General features: G+C 36.6%; 12 protein-coding genes, 2 tRNA genes and 1 rRNA gene. 5 read left to right on the top strand and 10 right to left on the bottom strand.

Annotated features, from left to right (window positions below; genetic code table 11):
- Nucleotides 1-1374 carry an MFS transporter gene (locus KUA55_RS00070; RefSeq protein ID WP_218324130.1) on the bottom strand — a complete coding sequence of 458 codons (1374 nt, stop codon included), beginning with the start codon at nucleotides 1372-1374 and terminating at the stop codon, nucleotides 1-3.
- A gap of 5 nt (nucleotides 1375-1379) precedes the next feature.
- Complete coding sequence (locus KUA55_RS00065) at nucleotides 1380-3722, bottom strand: beta-glucosidase (protein WP_218324129.1); 2343 nt, start codon at nucleotides 3720-3722, stop codon at nucleotides 1380-1382.
- 37 nt (nucleotides 3723-3759) lie between these two features.
- On the opposite strand from KUA55_RS00065, the gene KUA55_RS00060 reads away from it, so the two are divergent.
- Nucleotides 3760-4560: an AraC family transcriptional regulator gene (locus KUA55_RS00060; protein WP_218324128.1), complete on the top strand. Its 801-nt coding sequence runs from the start codon at nucleotides 3760-3762 to the stop codon at nucleotides 4558-4560.
- A gap of 124 nt (nucleotides 4561-4684) precedes the next feature.
- Here KUA55_RS00060 and KUA55_RS00055 read toward each other — a convergent pair whose 3' ends face one another.
- The 4 genes from KUA55_RS00055 to KUA55_RS00040 all read right to left on the bottom strand — a co-directional run bounded on the left by KUA55_RS00055 (nucleotide 4685) and on the right by KUA55_RS00040 (nucleotide 8233).
- Nucleotides 4685-5269 carry a PepSY domain-containing protein gene (locus KUA55_RS00055; protein ID WP_218324127.1) on the bottom strand — a complete coding sequence of 195 codons (585 nt, stop codon included), beginning with the start codon at nucleotides 5267-5269 and terminating at the stop codon, nucleotides 4685-4687.
- Between the two features lie 96 nt (nucleotides 5270-5365).
- Complete coding sequence (locus KUA55_RS00050; protein WP_218324126.1) at nucleotides 5366-6688, bottom strand: sensor histidine kinase; 1323 nt, start codon at nucleotides 6686-6688, stop codon at nucleotides 5366-5368.
- The gene (locus tag KUA55_RS00045; RefSeq protein ID WP_218324125.1) at nucleotides 6685-7368 is read right to left on the bottom strand and encodes a response regulator transcription factor; all 684 of its coding nucleotides are present in this window, start codon (nucleotides 7366-7368) and stop codon (nucleotides 6685-6687) included. Before KUA55_RS00045 ends, KUA55_RS00050 begins: the two co-directional genes overlap by 4 nt.
- Before the next feature lie 145 nt (nucleotides 7369-7513).
- Nucleotides 7514-8233: a TVP38/TMEM64 family protein gene (locus KUA55_RS00040; protein WP_218324124.1), complete on the bottom strand. Its 720-nt coding sequence runs from the start codon at nucleotides 8231-8233 to the stop codon at nucleotides 7514-7516.
- Between the two features lie 377 nt (nucleotides 8234-8610).
- Here KUA55_RS00040 and KUA55_RS00035 point away from each other — a divergent pair.
- Nucleotides 8611-8683 (top strand) — tRNA-Thr (locus KUA55_RS00035).
- Between the two features lie 106 nt (nucleotides 8684-8789).
- Entirely contained in the window at nucleotides 8790-9548 is a 759-nt protein-coding gene (locus KUA55_RS00030) for a hypothetical protein (RefSeq protein ID WP_218324123.1), read from the top strand.
- 41 nt (nucleotides 9549-9589) lie between these two features.
- Here KUA55_RS00030 and KUA55_RS00025 read toward each other — a convergent pair whose 3' ends face one another.
- Complete coding sequence (locus KUA55_RS00025; RefSeq protein WP_218324122.1) at nucleotides 9590-10231, bottom strand: HAD hydrolase-like protein; 642 nt, start codon at nucleotides 10229-10231, stop codon at nucleotides 9590-9592.
- A 136-nt stretch (nucleotides 10232-10367) separates the two neighbouring features.
- On the opposite strand from KUA55_RS00025, the gene KUA55_RS00020 reads away from it, so the two are divergent.
- Entirely contained in the window at nucleotides 10368-11342 is a 975-nt protein-coding gene (locus KUA55_RS00020; protein ID WP_218324121.1) for a ring-cleaving dioxygenase, read from the top strand.
- Between the two features lie 52 nt (nucleotides 11343-11394).
- Nucleotides 11395-12015 carry a flavin reductase family protein gene (locus KUA55_RS00015; protein ID WP_218324120.1) on the top strand — a complete coding sequence of 207 codons (621 nt, stop codon included), beginning with the start codon at nucleotides 11395-11397 and terminating at the stop codon, nucleotides 12013-12015.
- A 54-nt stretch (nucleotides 12016-12069) separates the two neighbouring features.
- On the opposite strand, the gene KUA55_RS00010 is transcribed toward KUA55_RS00015, so the two are convergent.
- The 3 genes from KUA55_RS00010 to rrf all read right to left on the bottom strand — a co-directional run.
- Nucleotides 12070-12429 carry an iron-sulfur cluster biosynthesis family protein gene (locus tag KUA55_RS00010; RefSeq protein WP_218324119.1) on the bottom strand — a complete coding sequence of 120 codons (360 nt, stop codon included), beginning with the start codon at nucleotides 12427-12429 and terminating at the stop codon, nucleotides 12070-12072.
- A gap of 101 nt (nucleotides 12430-12530) precedes the next feature.
- Nucleotides 12531-12604: transfer RNA gene (locus KUA55_RS00005), tRNA-Asn, on the bottom strand.
- 9 nt (nucleotides 12605-12613) lie between these two features.
- A 5S ribosomal RNA gene (rrf, locus tag KUA55_RS18680) occupies nucleotides 12614-12690 on the bottom strand; the annotation flags it as partial.

Genomic DNA, 12690 nt, shown 5'->3' with positions numbered 1-12690 from the left:
TTAAGCTTGTTCGCGTTTTTCTAAGTCAGACATAACTTGTGGATAAATTTTATCTAATTTGTAGAATAGATAAATGATTGGAATAACAATCAATACTGGCAATGGTAAATATAAATATAAAAAGTTAATCGCGTCGATTGCTTTTGTTGCCTGTTCAGCTGCTACACCATTGTAGCCAGCTGCGCCTAAAATTCCTAAAGCAACCGCTGGCGCCAAACCCGCGCCCACTTTTGCACCAAAAGTAGTAGTAGAATACAACATTCCTTCAACTCGCGTACCGGTTTTCCACTCACCGTATTCAATCGTATCGGCTACCATGGCAAAAATAGTTCCCATCAAAGTGGATAATGCCAGACCACGAACGACTGAACAAACAAGTAACCAAGTGATATTGGTTGGATTGATAATCATTAAAACTTGTACGACAACTAAACCAACGCCACCGATTAATGAAAGATTCCTTTTACCAATTTTACGGACAAAGATTGGTAATAAGACCATCGCTAAAATGGCTGGTAATAAAGTTGCAGATAGTAATAATCCACCTAAGTTTTCGTCGCCTAAGATCCATTTGCCATAATATGAAGCCGTCAACATTGATAAATTAATAAAGAAAGATAAAAATACCCAAACAACGACTAACAATAACCAATAGTTATTTTTGATAATAATTTTGAAAGAAGCGATAAACGATAAATTCGTTTTTTGTTCTTCAGAAACGGTCACGCGTTCTTTGGTATTACTGTAACAAAATAGGAAAATAACTGCTGCTAGCACACCATAAATGGCGCCAACGATAATCCAGCTTTTTTGATAGCCAGAACCACCTACAAAATTAACTAATGGCAAAGTAACACCAGAAATGACCAACTGACCAATCTGTGCCATAAACATTCGAAAAACATTAATCACCATACGTTCGTCTTGGTCGCGAGTCATTAATGAATTCAACGTTCCATAAGGCACATTAATCATGGTATAAAAGAACGTACTCACTAGGTTATAAGTAATCGCAACATAGATATATTTGCCGATAGTTCCCAAATTCGGTACGGCAAACATCATAACTGTGGCAATCCCAATCGGAATCGCTAACCACAAAATCCAAGAGCGCGCCTTACCGTGTTTGGAATGCACGCGATCCATCACAAAGCCCATCAAAATATCACTGGTACCATCTAAAAGTTTTGATGCTAATAAAATACCGCCAATAATTCCGGGATTCAAACCTAATGCATCGGTATAAAAGAATGTTGCATACGTAGTAGTTAAAACTAAAACCAAATTACTGGCTAAATCCCCACTACCATAAGCAAGTTTCTCGAGAAAACTAATCTTCCCTGGTTGTTTTGTTTGTTTTTGACTTAATTGCATTTTTTTCACTCCTCCTGATTTAATTGCTTCAATAATTGCGTCAGATCATCTTCACTTACTGCGCCTGCCAATTTAAAACTGCGTAAAGGCATGGTTTCAATACTGGCCATCAACATCTGATAAAGTGCTGGATCTCCTCCAATGGCTTGTTCTAAATTACTAATTAAACTTTGGTAAATCATTTCACCGCCGACTGTTTTCACATCAGCTAATGTGCTATCCACTGTCAATTTTTGACTAGCCGCCATGGTTGGCATTTTTTCAGCTGGAAATAATTCCGCAAAATCTTTTTCCGTAATCGCAAAAGGATGCTCATTTGAATGATTGCTAGGATGAATTTTTTCACCGGGAATTTTTACATCAGTAACGCCTGAAAGAGCTAACTGCATTTCGGCTAAAATATTTCGACTAGAATTCGCTAGATAAATCGTATATTGATCTTCTACTACCTGCCATTTTTTCGTTGAAACATCGTAATAAGCAAAATCATCTCGCTGCAATTCAAAATGAACCATTTTTTTCTCGCCAGCATCTAAATGAACTTTTTGGAAAGCTTTTAAGGTTTTTTCGGCAGTTGGAATTTTTTTGCTGCCAACAACATAAACCTGTAGAACCTCTGCACCGGCAATCGAGCTTGTGTTTTCAATTTCTACGGTGACTTGAATATTGTTATTTCCTTTTTCTATTTCTGGTGTGGCGACTTTAAATTGACTATAGGAAAGGCCAAAACCAAAAGGATACGCCACTTCCCGTTTATTCGTGTCATAAAAACGATAACCGACATAAATGCTTTCTCGATACTGAGTATTTTTAACATCTTTGACAAAGGTCAGTGCACTAGGCGCATCGCTATATTTTTTAGGCCAAGTTTCCGCTAATTTTCCTGAGGGATTTGCTTTACCTGTCAATAAATTTGCAACGGCTGAACCGACTGCTTGACCGGCAAGGTAAGTTAATAAAATACTTTTGACTTTTTCAGCCCACGGTAAAATGACTGGTCCGCCACCCATTAAAATTACTGTGATATTTGAATTTACTTCCGCAATTTTTTCAATTAAATAATTTTGATTCTGCGGTAAATCTAAATGTTGGCGGTCATAACCTTCCCCTTCAAAACTATCTGGTAACCCGGCAAAAATTACTATATTGTCAGCTTTTCCAGCATTTTTTAAAGCTTCAGCTAATAATTCTTCTTCAAATAATTCCTCTGAATCTAGTTGATAGCCTTGACTATAAGTCACATCATTTCCAGTAATAAAATCAATCGGACAATCTAAACGAGTTGGGTTAATTTTACTTGAACCTGAACCTTGAAAACGTGGTGTTTTTGCTAAAGCACCGATCACGGCGGTCTGATTAAAATTAGTTAGTGGTAAATGATTGTCTTGATTTTTTAACAAGACTGCTGATTCTTCAGCAATTTTTCTAGCAATTTGATGTTGTTGTCCCTCAGTAAAAGTTGATTGATGGATATTTTGTTGCGTTTTTTTGACAAAAGTTAAAATAGCGGTTACTGCTGTATCTAATTTTTCGATAGGTAGGTCACCAGATTCGGCTGCAGTGATTATTTTTTCAGCATTGGCTTCATCTTGGTAAGGCATTTCTAAATCCATGCCAGCTAACAAAGTCGCTACTCGATCACTGGTACCTCCCCAATCTGAAACGACCATGCCTTGATAATTCCAATTTTTTCGTAATTTTTCTTGCAATAATTCTTGGCTTTCGCTGGTATAAATCCCGTTCAATCGGTTGTAACTAGTCATCACACCCCACGGTTGACTTTCTTTGATGACCGCTTCAAATTGTGGCAAATAAATTTCTGCCAAAGCCCGCTCATCAATCACAGAATTATTAATCAAGCGTGCCGTTTCTTGACTATTGGCAGCAAAATGTTTGATACAAGCGCCAACACCCTTTGCTTGCAACGCTTTAACTAAAGGAATCGTCAGTTGACTCGTTAAGTAAGGATCTTCACTTAAATATTCAAAATTTCGTCCGCCTAATGGATTCCGTTTAATATTTATTCCGGGACCTAATAATAAGCCGACTTTTTCTGCCAGTGCTTCATTAGCAATCGTGTCGCCTAATAATGCGGTTAATTCTGGATCAAAACTACAGCTATAACTAGCTGCAGTCGGAAAACAAGTCGCCGCTTTACTATCATTAATACCTAGATGATCCGTCGCATCTTCTTGAATCCGCAAACCATTTGGTCCATCTGCCAGCAATACCGCAGGCACTTCTGCTATTGGCAAACTTTTCGTATGCCAAAAATCTTGCCCACAGACAAAATCAGCTTTTTCTTTTAAACTCATTTGTGGGATAATGTCTTTAATCTTTTTTTCCAAAACAAAAACTCCTTTAAAAAATAATCGAGGTAAATTCATGGCGAATATCAATCACGAGGAAGATTTTTCCCTCACTTTAAAACGTGTTGCTAAAAATTTTCAGTTCCAACCAATCACACTAGATAAGCAACCTTCTGATCAGTTTTTCTTTGAACAGCGGGAAAATTTGAACACCCACGACTATTCAGAAAGTTTCAATCTCTTACTAAAATTAATCAAAAACGGCGATACGGAAAAAATTGCTGAAGTTTTAAGTAATCCAGATCCTTCACTACGAGTAGGAAAAATGTCTGCCGATCCTTTACGTCAAGCCCGCTATTCTTTTGTCGTTTTAGTGACATTAATTTCACGGTTGGCGATTGAAGGGGGTATCGATAGCGAAAGCGCATACAATTTGAGCGATTTATACATTCAAAAAATGGATTTACTGACGACTTCTCAAGAAATTGCTGAAATCACCTATAGTATGATTTACGATTACACTTCTCGCATCAATCTCTTACGTTATCCGGCAGAATATACCCAGCTGACGCGTATGACGATTGATTATATTTTAGGTCATTTGCATTATCCGATTCGGATTGAAGAGCTGGCTAATTACGCTTCTGTCAGTAAAAATTATTTGTCGACAAAATTCCATCAAAATACTGGCATCACCATCACTGATTTTATTTTAGAAGCCCGTTTGAAAGAGGCTGCTGAGTTATTGCGTTTTACCCAACAAACGATTCAGGAAATCAGTATGAGTGTTGGTTTTTCGTCGCCCAGTTATTTTGCCAGTCGCTTTAAAAAAATCTATCAAATCAGTCCCAAAAAATATCGTGAACGTTTTCAATAATTATCTTGTCTAAAAATTATCAAATTATCTACGCAAATTATATAAATATTTTACGATTGCTATCATTATTCTATTTTAATAACGCAAAAAAAAAGCTGTGATGTTTTTAAACATCACAACTTTTTTAATCATCATAAGCTTCATCATCAACATCGACACCAACCACATCGCCAGTCAACGCATTAATTGTTACTTCTGTTTCATAAGTACCATCAATAACTTTGACTTCCCAAGTCGTACCGTCAGTAGACGTTTGATCTAGCGCCCATTCTTTTGCTTCACCACGCTTGGCTTGGTCTTCGGCGATTTTACTTGCTTCATCACGGGTGATAATGCCGTCTAAATTCAACGTATATTCAGCTTCTAGCATATCTTCTTGATCTTTCGGATCGGTTTCATGACCTACAACACTTCCTGTTTGTGCATCAATTTTCAACGTGTAATCAGTCGTGTCGTCAAAACCTTCCACTGTATAAACATATCCTGCGCGAGAAACTTCTAATTCCACTTGATTTAATTCTTTGCCTTCAAATTGTTGATTGAATTGTTCAATTGCTTCTTCTTGAGTTACTTTAATTTGACTCGTATTTACAGTTGCCATTTGTTTTGTTTCACTTGCATTACTGTTTGCGTAAACCAAACCTCCTGCAATTCCTGCTACTGCGACTGCTGCAACACCTGCGATAATTTTTTTCGTATGTTTAATCATTTTAAATTCCTCCATCTCTTTGATGACTTTATCTTATCAAGTTCCGAAAAGATAAAAACCAAGATTTAAGTGAAGGTAAATGAAGAATTCTTCATTTTAGAAAATAATCGTAAAAATCGTTCCCTGTGGCTGATTATCCGTCACAGTAATCTCCCCTTGATACTTTTTAACTAACGCATCAACAATCGATAAACCAATTCCTGAACCTTCAATCACACTAGAATGGGCATCATCTACCCGATAAAAACGTTCAAAAATTTTAGTCTTCTGATCATCTGAAATCCCAATTCCTTGATCAATCACCGCTAATTTAATTTTCCCATCAACATTTTTTAAAGTTACTTCTATAGGTTGTTTGTCTGGCGAATATTTCACAGCATTTTCCAATAAGTTTTGCAAAATTTGATTTAAATCATTTTTGACAAAGGTACCTGTAACATCCGGTGCGATTTGGTAACTAATCACGTGATCACTAATCGTTTGGATTTTTTCGATTGATTCCTTAACTAACTGAGATAAATTAACAGTCTCGGTGGCTTCGTCTTTTTGGCTACGACCTAATGTTAATAATTGATTACTCATGACTTCCATCCGTTTTGATTCTTGGTCAATAAAGGCCAATGATTTTTCCACTACTTCTGGATGTTCTTGACCACGACGTTTAATTAGATTAACATGCCCACGAATTGCTGCAATCGGCGTCCGCAATTCATGGGAAGCATCAGTAACAAACTGACTTTCTCTTTCCATAGCTGCTTTTTGTTTGATTAACAACTGATTAAAACTTTGGGTCACCGCCTGCATCTCCATTGGTTCATTAATTTCGGTCACTTGGGGTAAATCTTCGGTTTCTACTAAATGAATTTCATTTGCTAAACGACTTAATTTTTGGCTCCATTTACCCACCACGTAATAAATTAAGGTTGCACCAACAACAATCGTCACGACATTAAGAAAAATATTTAGCATCACCATGCTACTGGTAATATCTAAAATCGTTTCACTATTGACAGCGACCTCAATTTGTCCACCGTTATATTTCTCACTCTGATAAAGATAAATCCCTTCTTCGCTGGATAATAAATCACTAAAGAAAGGCAAATAGCGGCCTCGTGACAATTCGGAAAAAATTTCTTCAGCATCGTCAGAATAGTAAGTCGTGCCATCAGTTAAAATCACCCGCACCGCATCCTCATCGTCACTGGAAACTGTCGCATCTAAAATTTGCTGCAAATTATCTTGGCTGCCCTTTTGAATCGCTTCAATCATATTGTCGCTACGATCTTCTAAATATTCATAAGCCGAAAAAAAAGAAAGGAGGACAAAAAGTAAATTGCCAATAATTAGCAGTAGTAATAACACACCTGTTAAATTTCGGGTTAATTGTTTTTTAGCAGTAATTTCTTTCTTCTTTTTCATTCTCCCACCCTCAAAACATAGCCAACACCACGAACCGTCTGTAAATAGTTCTCATCGTCGACTGCTTTCAATTTATTTCGCAATGTTCGAATATAAACGTCTACAACATTGGTTTGACCAAAATAATCATAGCCCCAAACTTCATTTAATAATTCATCACGGGTTTTCACGGCTTCGGGTTCTTTCATTAATTCATATAAAATACCAAATTCTTTGGGCGTCAAATCAATTATTTGCTCATTCAATAAAACTTGGTGTTTCGCCACATCCATCGTAATGCCATGATATATTAAATGTTGCTCCACTTGTTTTTGCTTTTCCACTCGTCGCTCAATTACCCGAATCCGAGCAAATAATTCTTCAATTTCAAATGGTTTGGTTAAGTAATCATCCAATCCTGTGTCTAAACCTTGGACAATATCTGTGGTTTGGTCTCTTGCCGTCATCATAATAATCGGCACTTCTGATTGTTTGCGGATTCTTCTGGCAACAGTAATCCCATCAGTTTTTGGTAGCATCCAATCTAATAAAATTAAATCGATCGCTTCAGGGTTTTCAAAAAAGATTGTTAGCGCCTCTTGCCCATCGCTAGCCCAAACAGTTTCATAACCCTCAAATTTTAATTCTGTCTCAATAAAATTAGCCAAACTTTCTTCGTCTTCCACGATTAAAATTTTCATACTAACCCAACCTCCTTAGTTCCTCTCACTTATAGCATACTAGATTTTCACAAATAATCCGTCTTTTTTTTAATAAACAAGATGAAGATTTCTTCATTTAAGCAAAAAAAGACAATCCATTAAGGACTGTCTTTAAAAAAAGCAATTAATTTTCTTCTTGTTTCACTTTCTTTTTCTGCCGGTCGGTGTAAATTTTTCTAAATAAGACGATTAATGCCGATAAAGCAAATAAAATCATTAACGCACTCACCAACATACCAGCACCGCCAGTTAACATGCCGCCCACATAAGAATAAATAATCGTCGCCGGTAACTGCCCTAGTCCTGTCGCAATTAAAAAGCTCCCAAAGGACATCGCTGTCAAGCCTGCTGCATAACTAACAATGTCAAAAGAAATAAAAGGTAGTAGTCGCGCAATCAAAATACTCAGTCGACCGTATTTTTCAAAAAAGGTGTCAATTTGTTGCAAGCCACCCTTACTGGTTAATTTCTCAACCACATCCCGACCTAAAATGCGGGCAATCCAAAAACACAAAGCGGCTCCAGCCATCGAGGACACCCAAGACAGGATCGCACCTTGCCACCAACCAAAAAGATTGGCATTGGCAAAGGTGATCAAAAATGCCGGTAAAGGTGCTGCCACTGACTGAAAAATCATTAAGAAAAATGAAATCAGCACGGCATAGCCACCATAAGAAGCTATAAATTGCCGTACCACGGTAAAATCTCCACTGGCAAACATACCGACAATTTGGCGTACTATTTGATTCACACTAGGTACAAGAAAATAGATCAGTACCAAAATAACGACAACACCAACAACAATCAATTTACTAACTAAGCTTTTTTTTGTTTCCTTTTTCATAGGCTCTCCTTTTGTAAACGTATTTCAAACGCCACAAAAAAACCATCCATCCACTACCTATTACTACAAATATACTTACAACAATTCGCAAAGGGATTTTTTGTGGAAAAACTTAGAAACTCTAAGTGTATGGTAACTCAATTTTTTCTCATAAAAATCCCTCCCAATCTAAAATAAAGCGCTTTTTTCTTATTATAAGTATAGCAAAACAAAAAACAGCTATCAATGAATCTTTCTATTTGAAGTCAACTAAAAATAACTAATTTATAAGCCTTTGAAAACTTCCAATTAGGACCAAATTTTTTAAATTTAAATTTGATTGACTTTTAAAAAAAGCTTTTATATAATTATCTGTGCAGCTTAATAAGATAACAAATGCCGCCTTAGCTCAGCTGGTAGAGCGCCACCATGGTAAGGTGGAGGTCGACGGTTCAAGCCCGTCAGGTGGCTTTACAAAAACCAATCCTTTACAGATTGGTTTTTTTGTATCCAAGCAAATTATTTTTTTCTACCTGGCATTTCTCGTATACTGAAATAAAAAAAGCAGGAGATTCCTATGGACTTACAAGTATCCATCGAAAAAAACGAGATTAACATTATTCATCAAAATATAATGATTAGCATCAGCTCAAACCCTAGCAATATACCTCTCAACCATCTATTGCTTTACACTAAAAATCGTCAATTAAACGGAATTGGTATCGACAATCATCAGCCAAGTGTAGATTTTGATACGCTGATTACGATTAGCTGTGACTTTGATTTTCCATTAGCCGACTATGGTGAGTTTTTCTATCAACAGTTAACTGATGCAAAATTAACGATTGCCCGCGAGTTTCCAGCGAAAAAGATTCCACAAAATTATATCAATCAATTAGACGACTTTTACGAATCGGTTGCAACAATTTTAACGGCTTTTGGTTATCCTATGAAAAAAATCAAAAAAGCACCCGCAAAGGCGCAACATCGCTGGCGTAAAGAAATCAGTACCGTTGAATTTTTTATTGATTATAATGAAGCAAAAGGCACTGCCATTTGGCAAAAGCGCAACGAGTTAAAACTTTTAGCCGGCGCAACATTAAAAAAAGAACCCCCTTTAAACAAAGACGGTTCTCTTGGTTTTGCTGCCAAATTCACTCAGAGCTTGCGAGCAGAGCATGCTAAACAAATAAAAAATTTTACTACTACCGAAGATATTATTTTCAAAAGCGTCAATGAGATAGGAAACTTCTTATATTTTGCCGGTACCAACAGCTGGCTCATCTTAAAAGATGTTAACGGTAAAACGATTGATGACTACACATTAGTTAAATAATCTTTCGGCTTAAACCAGTCCTTCAAAAAATGACTGGTTTTTTATTTGATTTTTTTTATCGCAAAAGGTAATTCAGTGACAGACTCGATGATTTCATCAGCTCCGGCAGCCGTTAGCTCTGTACGATCACCAAAACCATATAATACACCAATTGTTTTTAAATGGTTTTCCCTTCCACCAAGGATATCAAATTCACGATCACCCACCATTATTCCCTCTGTCGTGTCCAGCTGATCCAACGCATACTCGATGACTGCTGTTTTACTTGATAATTTCCCGTCCATATCGGCACCAAAAACACCTTCAAATTGATTTAATCCTAGGTTTTTAATAATTTGTTTCGCATATTTTTCAGGTTTTGAAGTGGCTACAGCCAATCTATTTTCTTTTGCCAAACTAGTCAATGTCTCAGCAATATTGGGGTACATCGTTAATTCCTTCAAACCAGCAACCGCAAAATGCTCACGATAAGTGGCAATCGCTTGGTCGATTTCCAGCGGATCAGTCACTTCTAAATATGTTGATAAAGAATCTTTCAAAGGTGGTCCGATAAACAAACGTAAAGTTGCTTGATCTAATTTTTTTAAGCCTAACCGATCAATCATATAGTTTAAACTATTAATGATTCCTTCACTGGAGTCTACCAAGGTGCCATCCAGATCAAATAATATTGTATTTTTCATAAGAGCGCCTCCTTATTTTCATCCTAGCGATTTTTACTTGAATTATCAAGCGGAGTTGAAATTCTTGCTTTAAAAAATTAATCCTGTATACTTACTTTTAGTAAGAGTTAATCAGACAATCAAGGAGGATTTTTCAATGGATACACAAATTAGAGGATTACACCACGTTACTGCAATGACTTCCAGCGCCGAAAAAAATTATCGTTTTTTCACTGATGTACTAGGTTTACGCATGATTAAAAAAACAGTCAATCAAGATGACATCAGTGCTTATCATTTATATTTTACTGATGATGTCGGCGGTGCCGGTACAGACATGACTTTCTTTGACTTCCAAGGACTACCAAAAGGCCAAAAAGGAACGAATACGATTGCTCGAACTGGCTTCCGTGTAGCAACTGATGCTAGTTTAGCTTATTGGGTAGAACGTTTTGATCGTTTAAATGTTGAGCATGGTGAAATTAAAGAACGTTTCGGTAAAAAGTATTTGGAATTCAGTGATTTTGATGATCAATTAATGCAATTGGTTTCCGATGAACATAACAAAGGGGTTGCAGCAGGTATTCCTTGGAAAAATTCCAATGTTCCCGCTGAACACTCAATTATCGGCTTAGGCCCAACCATTGTAGTTGTTTCAAACTTTGATCATATGAAACTTGTCTTGAAAAATGTTTTAGGCTTTGAAGAAACAGCTTCAGACGGCACGATGCATTTATTTGAAGTTGGCGAAGGCGGTAACGGGGCTACTATCATCGTAGATCATCGTGAAGATTTGCCACCAGCAATGCAAGGCTTTGGTAACGTTCATCACCTAGCTTTACGGGTTGCTGACGATGAAGCTTTACGTTTTTGGATTAAAAAAATCAATGAATTAGAATTCCCAAATTCAGGTTTTGTTGACCGTTTCTATTTCCAATCTGAATATTTCCAAGCAGCACCTGGGGTTTTATTTGAATTAGCAACAGATGGTCCTGGCTTCTTACAAGATGAAACTTACGAACACGCAGGTGAAATCTTATCATTACCTCCACACTTACAAAGTGAACGGGAAGAAATCGAAGCATATGTGAGACCATTTGATACATCCGATGCCAATACAAAACGTCAATAAAATAAAGGCTGGACCATTTATACTGGCCCAGCCTTTTTTTAGGAGGAAAAAGATGATTGAATATGAAGCAAATAACTTAACTACACAACAGCATTATAAATTTTTAACTGGTAGTATTATCCCACGCCCGATTGCTTGGGTCACAACATTTAATAAAGCAAAAGAGGTAATAAATGCTGCCCCTTTTAGTTATTTCAGTGTCATCGCCAAAGATCTACCTTTGGTCAGCCTGTCAATTAATCGACAACCCAATCAACAAATGAAAGATACTGCCAAAAATTTATCTGAAACAAATGAAGCAGTTATTCAAATTGTAAACGATGACGTCCTAGTATTGATGAATGCAACAGCTGCGACCTTATCAGAAACAGAAAGTGAATTATCAAACCTACCCGTCACTATGATCGACAGCAAAAAAATAGCCGTTCCAGGCATCCAAGAAGCACCAATTCGTCTAGAAGTAAAAGTCCATCAATACATTCCTATCACTAATAATCAAATAATTATCAGCGACTTATTCATCTTAGAAGTATTGCACTATTCATTTTCAGAAGATGTTTTCGATGCTGACAAAGAATACATTTTACCTGAAAAATTATCTCCAGTTGCCCGATTAGCCGGCGAAACATATAGCCATATCTCAAATCTTATCGATATCAAAAGACCTAAATAAATATAAAAACAACGCTTTGCATTGACAAAGCGTTGTTTACTATAATTATTTAATTTAGTTGCTAATTTTTTCTCTCAAATCAACAATCTGTACGTTTCCATCAATCATACCACTTGGGCCTTTTAACTTAATTAATGACATTCTTGGATCATAATCTAAAATTAAATTGTCTTCCAAATACATTTCAGAGTGTTTTTTTATTGGCATTTCACCAATATCACTAGAAATTACTTCAGTATAATCAGATTGATCTTGATCTTTTCCTAATACCAACAATCTGAAACTTATATTTATAGCACAAGTTCCAAACTTAGAGTATTTGCCCACACCATCATCTAAATCGAGAACAATCGTCCCGTTTTTTTGATAATCTTTCAACTGGTCTATTAATGATTCAGAAATTTTCATGTACATAATTTCATCCCCTTTATGTAAGAAGAATAACATCAAATCAATTTAAACCACAGAAATTTGCTCACAAAAAAAACAATTCAATTTATGAATTGTTTTAATGACTCCGGCAGTAGGACTCGAACCTACGACATCATGATTAACAGTCATGCGCTACTACCAACTGAGCTATGCCGGAATAAATTACGCGTGGCGACGTCCTACTCTCACAAGGGGCAACCCCTCACTACGATCGGCGCTAAAAAGCTTAACTTCTGTGTTCGA

The sequence above is a fragment of the Enterococcus alishanensis genome (assembly GCF_019218635.1).
Lineage (GTDB): Bacteria > Bacillota > Bacilli > Lactobacillales > Enterococcaceae > Enterococcus_A > Enterococcus_A alishanensis.
The sequence above is the reverse complement of the archived record's forward strand: the minus strand, read 5'-3'. Positions and strand labels throughout refer to the sequence as shown.

Bases quoted from the DNA above. Each gene is read 5' to 3' on its own strand.
- KUA55_RS00070 (WP_218324130.1), bottom strand. From the start codon at position 1,374: ATGCAATTAAGTCAAAAACAAACAAAACAACCAGGGAAGATTAGTTTT.
- KUA55_RS00060 (WP_218324128.1), top strand. From the start codon at position 3,760: ATGGCGAATATCAATCACGAGGAAGATTTTTCCCTCACTTTAAAACGT.
- KUA55_RS00055 (WP_218324127.1), bottom strand. From the start codon at position 5,269: ATGATTAAACATACGAAAAAAATTATCGCAGGTGTTGCAGCAGTCGCA.
- KUA55_RS00050 (WP_218324126.1), bottom strand. From the start codon at position 6,688: ATGAAAAAGAAGAAAGAAATTACTGCTAAAAAACAATTAACCCGAAAT.
- KUA55_RS00045 (WP_218324125.1), bottom strand. From the start codon at position 7,368: ATGAAAATTTTAATCGTGGAAGACGAAGAAAGTTTGGCTAATTTTATT.
- KUA55_RS00040 (WP_218324124.1), bottom strand. From the start codon at position 8,233: ATGAAAAAGGAAACAAAAAAAAGCTTAGTTAGTAAATTGATTGTTGTT.
- KUA55_RS00030 (WP_218324123.1), top strand. From the start codon at position 8,790: ATGGACTTACAAGTATCCATCGAAAAAAACGAGATTAACATTATTCAT.
- KUA55_RS00025 (WP_218324122.1), bottom strand. From the start codon at position 10,231: ATGAAAAATACAATATTATTTGATCTGGATGGCACCTTGGTAGACTCC.
- KUA55_RS00020 (WP_218324121.1), top strand. From the start codon at position 10,368: ATGGATACACAAATTAGAGGATTACACCACGTTACTGCAATGACTTCC.
- KUA55_RS00015 (WP_218324120.1), top strand. From the start codon at position 11,395: ATGATTGAATATGAAGCAAATAACTTAACTACACAACAGCATTATAAA.
- KUA55_RS00010 (WP_218324119.1), bottom strand. From the start codon at position 12,429: ATGTACATGAAAATTTCTGAATCATTAATAGACCAGTTGAAAGATTAT.